General features: G+C 69.6%; 7 protein-coding genes, 1 pseudogene and 1 CRISPR repeat array. Of the genes and pseudogenes, 7 read left to right on the forward strand and 1 reads right to left on the reverse strand.

Annotated elements, in window-relative coordinates; all coding sequences use genetic code 11:
• The first annotated feature begins 16 nt into the window (after nucleotides 1-16).
• Nucleotides 17-742: direct repeats of the CRISPR family, unit length 36 nt; unit sequence GTTGCAAACCACATAGCCCCGTAAGGGGATTGCGAC.
• A gap of 11 nt (nucleotides 743-753) precedes the next feature.
• Nucleotides 754-861 (reverse strand): annotated as a pseudogene (locus ABJK26_RS01820) (IS110 family transposase); the annotation flags it as partial.
• Between the two features lie 32 nt (nucleotides 862-893).
• Here ABJK26_RS01820 and ABJK26_RS01825 point away from each other — a divergent pair.
• The 7 genes from ABJK26_RS01825 to cmr6 are packed head-to-tail and all read left to right on the forward strand — an operon-like array spanning nucleotide 894 to nucleotide 9,189.
• Nucleotides 894-2,795, forward strand: a complete 1,902-nt coding sequence (locus ABJK26_RS01825) for a hypothetical protein (protein ID WP_347240500.1) — start codon at nucleotides 894-896, stop codon at nucleotides 2,793-2,795.
• Between the two features lie 34 nt (nucleotides 2,796-2,829).
• Nucleotides 2,830-4,626, forward strand: coding sequence for a type III-B CRISPR-associated protein Cas10/Cmr2 (cas10, locus tag ABJK26_RS01830; protein ID WP_347240501.1), 1,797 nt, complete (start codon nucleotides 2,830-2,832; stop codon nucleotides 4,624-4,626).
• Complete coding sequence (locus ABJK26_RS01835) at nucleotides 4,616-5,698, forward strand: type III-B CRISPR module-associated protein Cmr3 (protein WP_347240502.1); 1,083 nt, start codon at nucleotides 4,616-4,618, stop codon at nucleotides 5,696-5,698. The genes cas10 and ABJK26_RS01835 overlap by 11 nt, the downstream gene beginning before the upstream one ends.
• Nucleotides 5,695-6,921: a type III-B CRISPR module RAMP protein Cmr1 gene (gene cmr1, locus ABJK26_RS01840; RefSeq protein WP_347240503.1), complete on the forward strand. Its 1,227-nt coding sequence runs from the start codon at nucleotides 5,695-5,697 to the stop codon at nucleotides 6,919-6,921. The genes ABJK26_RS01835 and cmr1 overlap by 4 nt, the downstream gene beginning before the upstream one ends.
• Before the next feature lie 11 nt (nucleotides 6,922-6,932).
• Nucleotides 6,933-7,793 carry a type III-B CRISPR module RAMP protein Cmr4 gene (cmr4, locus tag ABJK26_RS01845; RefSeq protein WP_347240504.1) on the forward strand — a complete coding sequence of 287 codons (861 nt, stop codon included), beginning with the start codon at nucleotides 6,933-6,935 and terminating at the stop codon, nucleotides 7,791-7,793.
• Complete coding sequence (gene cmr5 / locus ABJK26_RS01850; RefSeq protein ID WP_347240505.1) at nucleotides 7,790-8,143, forward strand: type III-B CRISPR module-associated protein Cmr5; 354 nt, start codon at nucleotides 7,790-7,792, stop codon at nucleotides 8,141-8,143. Before cmr4 ends, cmr5 begins: the two co-directional genes overlap by 4 nt.
• 2 nt (nucleotides 8,144-8,145) lie before the next feature.
• Nucleotides 8,146-9,189, forward strand: a complete 1,044-nt coding sequence (gene cmr6, locus ABJK26_RS01855; RefSeq protein WP_347240507.1) for a type III-B CRISPR module RAMP protein Cmr6 — start codon at nucleotides 8,146-8,148, stop codon at nucleotides 9,187-9,189.
• Nucleotides 9,190-9,202 lie beyond the last annotated feature (13 nt).

Raw genomic sequence — 9,202 nt, forward strand, 5'->3', positions numbered from 1 at the left:
TTCTTAGAGGGGTAGAGTTGCAAACCACATAGCCCCGTAAGGGGATTGCGACTTAACTTCAGACCTGTCGTCTAGATATTTTGGATAAAAGAGTTGCAAACCACATAGCCCCGTAAGGGGATTGCGACGTAGCTTTTTTTCATTTTTCACCTCCCCACACCCTCATGTTGCAAACCACATAGCCCCGTAAGGGGATTGCGACTCCAGGCTCCCCCGATGAAGACCGCCCTTTGCTTCAAGGTATGGTTGCAAACCACATAGCCCCGTAAGGGGATTGCGACACTTCCCTTCTTCGATTCGACCGCTGTACACTACTGGATTTGTTGCAAACCACATAGCCCCGTAAGGGGATTGCGACGCCTAGGAACGGAAGAATCTTTGGAGATAGCAAGATACCGCCAAGTTGCAAACCACATAGCCCCGTAAGGGGATTGCGACACATCCCCCTCGGGGTGGTACCGGGGGTCCTGCCGGAGGAGGGTTGCAAACCACATAGCCCCGTAAGGGGATTGCGACCCCCAGACCGCCACCCGGAGGGTCATGAGGGGGAGGACGGTTGCAAACCACATAGCCCCGTAAGGGGATTGCGACGAGGCCACTGCCTCCAGGTGCTCCTGGCGGAAACGTATGTTGCAAACCACATAGCCCCGTAAGGGGATTGCGACCGGATCGCCTTGGCGATGGCCCGGGCCTCCAGTTCCCCCGGGTTGCAAACCACATAGCCCCGTAAGGGGATTGATACTGTCTTGAGCGTCAAGCCACCCCCTGGGCCAACCGACCGGCGTAGTACTCCCTGAGCCTTCCCATCATCCGCCTGAGGAGCTTGTGGGCCACGGCCATCTGGGCTGGCCCTTCCTTTCGCGACGGGGGTATACTGGGCTCTCAAAGAGCCCATGGCGCCCGGCCCGGTTTACCTCTCCCTTTTGGGCAACGACCCGGCCCCCGCCTACCTGGGGCTGAAGACGGTGGCGCGAAGGGCGGGGGGCGTGGCCAAGGCCATCTTCTACGCCCTTAGGGCGTGGGGCGAGGGCTACGAGGCCAAGCGCCAGGCCCTCTTCGCCCTCCTGGAGGAGAAAGGCATCCCCCACGAGGTTCGCCCCCTTTCCGAGGCACCCGCCCCGGAGGAGGGGACAGGGGAGGTCTGGGCCAACCTCACCGGCGGCTCCAAGCTCTTCGCGGTGCGCCTGCTTGGGCGCCTGCGGCGGCCTGGGGCCCGGGTCTTCCTCCTCGAGGCCCACCGCCCCCTCGAGGCCCCCCGGGCCCTCTTCCTCTGGCCCGAGGAGGGGGCTTTTCCTCTGGAAGCGGAGGCCCTCACCCTGGAGGAGTACGCCCGGCTCTACTTGGAGCCCTTGGGGGAAGCGTGGGCGGAAACGCCCCCGCCCCCGGCCTTCCCCTTCCCCAAGGGGGCCCGGACGGCCCGGCTTCCCCGAAGGGAAGGCGGGCTCTTCGTGGTCTACCGGGGGCGGCCCTACTGGTTTCGGCCCTTTCTGGGGAGCGAGGCCAAGGACATGGCTCGGAAGGCTCTCGCCCGCTTCGCCGAGGAGGCCAGGGAGCTTGGGGGCCAGCTCTGCCTTCCGGTGGTGCCCTACCACGCCGCCAACCTCCGAAACTACCGTCCAAACGAGCGGGAGAAGGTCCTCGCCCGCTGGCGGGCCTGGGCGGAGGAGTACGGGGTCTTCCTGGTGGACCCCGGGCCTCCCCTGGAGCGGGAGGTGGCCTCCCTCTTTCGGGAAAAGCCCCTCCCCAAGGCCCCGCCGCCTTCCCAAGGACCGGTTCTCCTCGCCCTGGTCTCCGAGCAGGCCGCGCCCCTCTACGGGGCCTACCTCTACGCCCGCCCCAAGGAGGCCTACCTCCTCACCACCCCCGAGATGGCAGACCGCCTGCGGTGGGCGGAGGCCTTCTTCCGCGACAAGGGGGTGCGGGTGCACGCCGGCCTCCTCCCCGGGCCCTGGGCCCTTTGGGAGGTGCGGGACCTCTTTTCCCCCGTGGTGGAGGAGGCCCTCAGGCGGGGCCACCCCGTGCACGCCAACCTGAACGGCGGGACCCACGCCATGGCCCTGGGGCTCTACCTGGCCCTGAGGGAGGGGGCCCGGGCCCACTACCTGGAGGGGGACCGCCTCCTTTTCCTGGAGGGAGGGGAGGCCCGGGTGCCCTGGGAGGAGGGGCGGCCCGAGGACCTCCTCGCCCTCCGGGGCTACCGCCTGCAGCAGAGGTGCCCTTCCCTTTCCCCCGACCCGGAGGTCCTGGCCGCGGCGAAGGGGATCCTCCGGCGCTGGGCCGAGGTCCAGGCCTCCTGGAAAACCTCCCCCGTGGTGGACCAGTTCCTCCGCCTCTTCGCCCGGCGCCTCGGATGCGCCTTTCCTCCGAAGGAGCGGGAGAGCCTCAAGGGGCTTGCCCTGGAGTATTTCGTCTACTTCCACCTTCACCAACACCTGGTCTCGAGGGGAGGGACGGCCAGGATGGGCGGGCACCTGGTGCCCCTCGGGGACGGGGCCCTGGCCCCCCAGTCCACCGAGGTGGACGGGGTCTTCTTCCACCGGGGCACCCTCTGGTTCGTGGAGTGCAAGCCCGATGCGGCCAGCCTCAAGGGGCGGGCTCCCCTGATGAGGAACCTGGTGGCCTCCGTGGGGGGAAGCCGGGCCAGGGGGCTCATGGTGGCCCGTTCCTGGGAAGGGGGTTCTGCGCCCTCGAGCCCCAACCTGGTCTACATGGCCCTCGAGGTCGGGGAAGGCGTCCAGGGGGTCTACCGCTTCCCCCAGGACCTGGAGGAGGCCCTAGGCTTGGCGGGGCTCTAGGGTGCCGGTATACTAGGGCATAACCGGAGGGCTTATGGATCACCTTCTCGCTATCGCCCTGGGCCCGGTGCAGGAGTTCATCGCCACCGCCCGCAGGACCCGGGACCTCTTCGCAGGAAGCCGCCTCCTCTCCGAGGCCGCGGCCCGCGCCGCCAAGGCCCTCGCCAAGGAGGTGGGGGTACAAAACCTCATCTTCCCGGCCCCCGAAAGCGAGGCGGCGCTTGAAACCCCAGTCCCGGCCCCCGAAAGCGAGGCAACGCATAAAACCCTGGCCGAGGCGGGCATCCCCAACGTGCTCCTCGTCCGGGTTCCCGAAGGGAAAGACCCAAAGGGCTTGGGGGAAAAAGCCCTAAAGGCCGCCAAGGACTGCCTTCTCGCGCGGGCGAGGGAGGTTTTCACCCCCCGCAAGGACCACCTTCTTTGGGAAGAAGCCCTGGAGCAGGTCAAGGACCTCCTGGAGGGGTACTACGCCTACCTCCCCCTAAAGGGGGACTACCCCGGGGCCCGGGAGCGGCTCATGGCCCTCCTCGCGGCCCGCAAGAACACCCGGGACTTCGCCCCCGCCTCCTGGGGAAGCCCGGCCTACAAGAGCTCCCTGGACGGGGCCCGGGAAAGCGTCCTCCGCCTGCCCCAGGAGGGGGCGGACCGCCTCCGGGTCCGGCTCGGCCTGCGCCCGGGGGAGTACCTCTCGGGCCCGGACCTGCTCAAGCGCTGGTGGCAGACGAAGCACGGCTTCCTCAGCACCACCCACGTGGCGGCCCTCCCCTTCTTTGAGGGGGTGAGGAGGGTGGGCCAGGAGGGGCTGCTGGAGGAGGCCCTAAAGGACCTGGCCCGGATGGCGGGCGAGGAGGCCAGGGCGGGAACCTACCACCCCGTTCTGCGGGACACCCCCTTCGCGAAGTGGGACGTCCGCCTCCTCTATGAAACCCGCCTGGCCGAGTTCCCCGCCCTCGCCGAGGACTCCGGGCTTTTGGAAAGGGCCCGGGCCCGCCTCCGGGAGCTTTGGAGGGCGCTTTCCCAAAAAGGGGTGAGGGCGCCCCCCGGGGCCTACTACGCCCTCCTCCACGCCGACGGGGACCGGATGGGGGAGGCCCTGGACCGCCTAAAGACCCCGGAGGCGCACCGGCGCTTCTCCAAGACCCTGGCCCTCCAGTTTGCCGCCGAGGTGAAGGGCCTCGTGGAGGCCCACGGGGGCGCCCTGGTCTACTCGGGGGGGGACGACGTTTTGGCCCTCCTTCCCCTCCACAAGGCCCTCATGACCGCCAAGGCCCTGGCGGAGCGTTTCCGAGAGGTCATGGCCCCTTTTGGCGGGCCGGAGAAAGCCCCCAGCCTCTCCGTGGGCCTCGCCGTGGTGCACCACCTGGAGCCCCTCCAAGACGCCCTGGACCTGGCCCGCCGGGCGGAGAAGCAGGCCAAGGAGGGAAAGCCCCAGCGCAACGCCCTCTGCGTGGCCTATAGCCCCCGCTCGGGCTCGGAGCGGATGGCGCGGGGCCGCTGGGACGAAAAGCCCCCCCTTACCCGCCGCCTCCTCCGCTACGCCGACCTCCAGCGTGCGGGGGAGGTGCCCTCGAGGGCCGCCTACGAGCTATCGGCCCTGGTGCGGGAGGCGGGCGACGCCCTTCCCGACGAGGCCCTGGTGGCCGAGGCCCTGCGCATCCTGGGGAGGAGGGAGATGAGGCAGGCGTACCGGGAGGAGCTTGAGGCGTGGCTCCGCACCGGCGAGGACGTGCGCCGCTTGGCGGGGGAGCTCCTCCTTGCCCGGCCCTTCGCCGAGGCCCTGGACCAGGCGGGCGTGCCCGTGGAAAGCCGGGAGGTGTGGGATGCTCATTGAGCCTAGGGACCCCCTCATCGTCCGGGACGGAAGGCCCTTCACCAACAGCCCAGGCGCCCGGGCGAGAAGCCTTCCCTTCCCCTTGCCCCAGACCCTGGCCGGGGCCTACCGCACCCGCCGGGCCCTGCTGGAAGGCCTTCCCCTGCCCGAGAGGGCCGAAGAGGTCCTCCGTTGGGGCCTGCGGGGGCCCCTCCTCGCGGAGGAGGGGAGGGAGGGGTGGCGGCTTCTACTGCCCCGGCCCCTAGATGCCCTGAAGCTTGGGGAAAGGGTCTACCCCCTCCGCCCCCTGGAGCTTCCCGAAGGGGCGGGGACCAACCTCCCCGAGGGTCTTCGCCCCGTGGGGCTTCCGAGCCCCTCCCTCAAGGAGAAGCCCGCCCCCCTCAGCGCCTTCTGGTACTGGGAGAGCTTTCTAGAGTGGATCCTAAAGGATTCCCCCGAGGGCTTCTCCCCGGAAGGCCACGGCGGGCCCACCCCGGAGGTGCGCACCCACGTGGCCCTGGAGGGGGCCACCCAGACGGCCCGGGAGGGCTTCCTCTTCCAGACCTCGGGGCTGGAGTTCGCCCGAGGGCGGAGCCGCCTCGCCCTGGTCCTCTGGCCCGAAAAGGAGCTGGAGGGCATCTTCCCCTTGGGCGGGGAGAGGCGCCTCGCCTTCTGGCGCAAGGGGGGCCCTGGGGTGCCCCCCCTGCCCGAGGCGTTGGTGCAAGGCCTGGTCCGGTCCAAGGCCGCCCGCATCCTCTTCCTCACCCCCGCCTTCCTGGAAGGGGCCTACCTCCCCAAGGGCGGGGCTTTCGGCGGGGCCCGGGTGGAGGCGGCGGTGGTGGGGAGGCCCCAGGCGGTCTCGGGCTGGGACCTAAGGGAGGGGAGGCCCAAGCCGAGCCGCCGGGCGGTGCCCGCGGGAAGCGTCTACTTCGTGCGGCTTCCCGAGGCCTGGGGCGAAGGGGAGATTCGGGCTTGGGCAGAGAGGATTTGGTTCCAGAACCTCTCCGATGAAGAGCAGGACCGGAGGGACGGCTTTGGCCTGGCCGCCTTGGGGGTTTGGGACGGGACGCTTTGGAAGTGGGAGGGAGCATGAGCCGGAAGGTCCGGGCCTTTGAGGAGGCGTTCGCGCCCAGGCGCAAGGAGGGGGAAGGGGCGCTTTTGCGGCGGGACGGCGCCCGCGTTCTCACCTGGGAGCGCACCTACACCCTGCTCACCCCCCTCTTCGGGGGCGGGGTGGAGCCCAGGGAGGCGGACCCCGTGAGCGTGGTGCGGGCCACGGAGGTGCGGGGGCAGCTCCGCTTCTGGTGGCGGGCCCTGAGGGGTTGGCAGGCCAAGGGAAGCCTGGAGGAACTCCGAAAGCTGGAGAGCGCCCTCTTCGGAAGCGCGGGGGAGGGTGGGGCTTCCCCCGTGGCGGTGGAGGTGGAGATTTTGAAGAGAGGCCAGGATGATTGCCCTTTCACGGACGTTCCCGGAAAGAAGTTCCCCCGGGCCCATCCAGAGGTGGCCCACCCCTATCTGGCCTTCCCCTTGCGGCGTACGGAGAAGGACCCCAGGAACTACCCCGTGCGCGTGGGCGTATCCTTCCGTCTTCGCCTTCGCTTCCCCGAGAAGGTGGGGGACCTGGACTTCCGGGAGGAGCTCGAGGCCGCCCTCTGGGCCTGGGAGACCTTCGGGGGGATCGGGGCCCGCACCCGGCGGGGGTTTGGGGCGCTCTTGCGGGAAGGGTCCAGGCCGCCGAAGGAAGGGGAGGTCCGGGAAGGGCTTCGGCGCCATAGCCGCCAGGGGGGCTGGCCCGAAGGGGTGCCCCACCTCACCCCCGAAAGCCTGGTGCGGGTGGTGCCCCTGTCCTGGAGGGAGCTAGCCGAGCGCTACCAGGCCTTCCGCCAGGCCCGCCCTGGGGGAAGCCCGAAAAGCCCAGGCCGCTCCTTCTGGCCCGAGCCCGACGAGGTGCGGCGCCTCACGGGGCGGCACGCCGCCCACCACGCCCCCAGGCATCCCGTGCGCAAGTTTCCCCGGGGCCAGTTCGGCCTGCCCATCATTTTCCACTTCAAGGACAAGGGCGACCCTCCGGATACCACCCTCAAGCTCCCCGAGGCCGAGCGCCGGGCGAGCCCTCTCCTTTTCCGTCCCCTGGCGGAGCGGCTTTCGGTGGTGGCGGTCCTCGAGGGGGCCCGGTTCCCCGGGAAAAGGCTGGTCCTGGAACATGGGGGCCGCGCTTGGGAGGTGGACCCCTGGCTCACCCTCGAGGAGGCCAAGGCCATCCCGCCCCTAAGGGGCCAGGTGGACCCCGTGCGGGCCTTCGTGGAAAGCCTTTGAAGGAGGTTTGGATGAGCCAAACGGCGCTACTCTTTCTTCACGCCCTCTCCCCCCTGCACGCGGGGACGGGGCAAGGCATCGGGGCCATAGACCTGCCCATCGCCCGGGAGAAGGCCACGGGCATCCCCTACCTGCCGGGAAGCTCCCTAAAAGGGGTCCTGCGGGACCGGGCCGCTTCCTGGGACCGGGACACCCTCTTCGCCGTCTTCGGCCCGGACACGGAGAGCGCCTCCGAGCACGCCGGGGCGGTGCAGGTGGGGGACGCCAAGCTCCTCTTGCTCCCGGTCCGGAGCCTCTACGGGGTCTTCGCCCTGGTTACGAGCCCCTACCTCCTGGAGCGCTTCTCCAGGGAGGCCGAGATGGTGGGCCTTCGGATTCCCGGGGTTCCCCAGGTCCCAGACGCCGAGCACGCCCTCCTCGCCCCGGGCTCCCGGGTCCTGGGGCATGGGGGCAAGGTCTACCTCGAGGACCTGGACCTTAAGGCCCGGGAGGAGGGGGGGATTGGGGCCTGGGAGGACTGGCTCGCCGAGCGCCTCGAGGTCCCGGTGAGGGGCCGCCTGACCGTGGTCTACGACGACCTCATGGGCTACCTCCTGGAGACGGCCACGGAGGTGGTGGCCCGCATCCGGCTGGACGACGCCACCAAGACCGTGGCCAAGGGAGCCCTCTGGTACGAGGAGAGCCTGCCCACGGAGAGCGTGCTCTATGGCCTCCTCCGGGCCGAGGCCTCCCGCAGGAAGGGGAAGGACCTCCCCGCCGAGGCCGTTTTCGCCCTAGTGAAGGGCCTCTTGGAAGGGGCGGTCCAGCTTGGGGGCAAGGCCACGGTGGGCCGGGGCCTGTGCGCCCTTAAGGTGGTGGAGGGGCAAGCATGAGGACGAGGGCCCAAAGGTGGGCGGAGGACGCCTACAACCGGGTGAAAGCCCGCGCCCAGGGAGACAAGGAAAGGGCCAAGAAGTACCGGGACATGGCCCTGAAGTTCCCCGTCCTGGTGCGCCAGGCGGGGCTTTCCCAGGCCCTGGCCTTCGTGGCCTCCCGGGGCGAGGAGGCCCACAAGAACCTGGTGGGGGACCTGGCCCAGACCCTGGGCCGCAAGGGTCTGGAGGCCCTCGCCGAGGAGGCCCGCAAGGCCGAGCTCCTCGCCTACCTGCGCCTCACCCGGGAGGTCTTAGGGGCGGCGGAGTGGTACAAGCGCTTCGCCCAGGCGCTCATAGAAGGGGAGTAGCCATGGGCCGCAGATCCGCGCTTGAGGGTATCCGCCTCCCCCGAGGGAAGGAGCCCCACCGGGGCCTCTGGCTGGACAAGTTCTTGAGGTCCACCGCGAGGGAGGACGCCGAGGCCAAGCGCTCCCTGGTGCGGGAGGTGGTGGGGATAGAAGAGCCCAGGGAGTACGCGGCGTTTTTCGAGCGGTACCGCAAGGCGCTCGTGGCCCTGGGCGCCGAGCTTCGCGAGGCCAAAACCCTCTCCCGCCTCGTGGTGGGGCTAGGGGGCGAGGGCGTGCTGGAGACCAGCCTCACCCTCCACCGGGCCTACGGGGTGCCCTACATCCCGGGCTCGGCCCTCAAGGGCCTGGCGAGCCGCTACGCCCACCTCTACCTCGAGGGCGAGGCCTGGCGGCGCAACCTGGCGCAGTTCCAGCGCGGCGAGGCCCAAACAGCCCTCTTCGGCACCACGGAGGAGCAGGGCCTGGTGGTCTTCTTTGACGCTTTGCCCCTTCCCGGAAAGTGGCGCCTCCACCCCGACATCCTCAACCCCCACCACCCCCTCTACTACCGGGGGGAGGAGGAGCCCCCGGCGGACTGGGACAGCCCTACCCCCGTCCCCTTCCTCTCCGCCACGGGCACTTTCCTCCTGGCCCTCGCCCCCGCTCCGGGCGTGGACCGGGAGGCGGCCCGCCCCTGGCTTACGGCCCTCTGGCGAATCCTCGCCTGGGCCCTGAAGGAGGAGGGCGTGGGGGCCAAGACCTCCTCGGGGTACGGGCGCATGGCCTTGGCCGAGCCTGGGTTCCCGGAGGCAGGAAGGGGCTCCCCGGCGCTAAGCCCGGCCCTCGAGGGCCTCCTTACCCGGGTCCGCTCCCTCCGTTACCCGGAGGTGCCCCGCTTTTTGGCCTCACAGGCGGAGGTCATCCTGGCCCTGTCGGCGGAGGAAGCCCAGGCCCTGCGCCAGGCCCTAGAAGGGAAGGGCTTTCTGTGCAACCCGCAGGACCTCAAGCGCTGGCTCAAGGAGCACCCTGGTCTGGAGAGGGTTTGGGCGAAGCTGGGCCTCACCTAGCCTATTCCTGCCT

It is taken from the genome of Thermus sp. (assembly GCF_039793865.1).
Lineage (GTDB): Bacteria > Deinococcota > Deinococci > Deinococcales > Thermaceae > Thermus.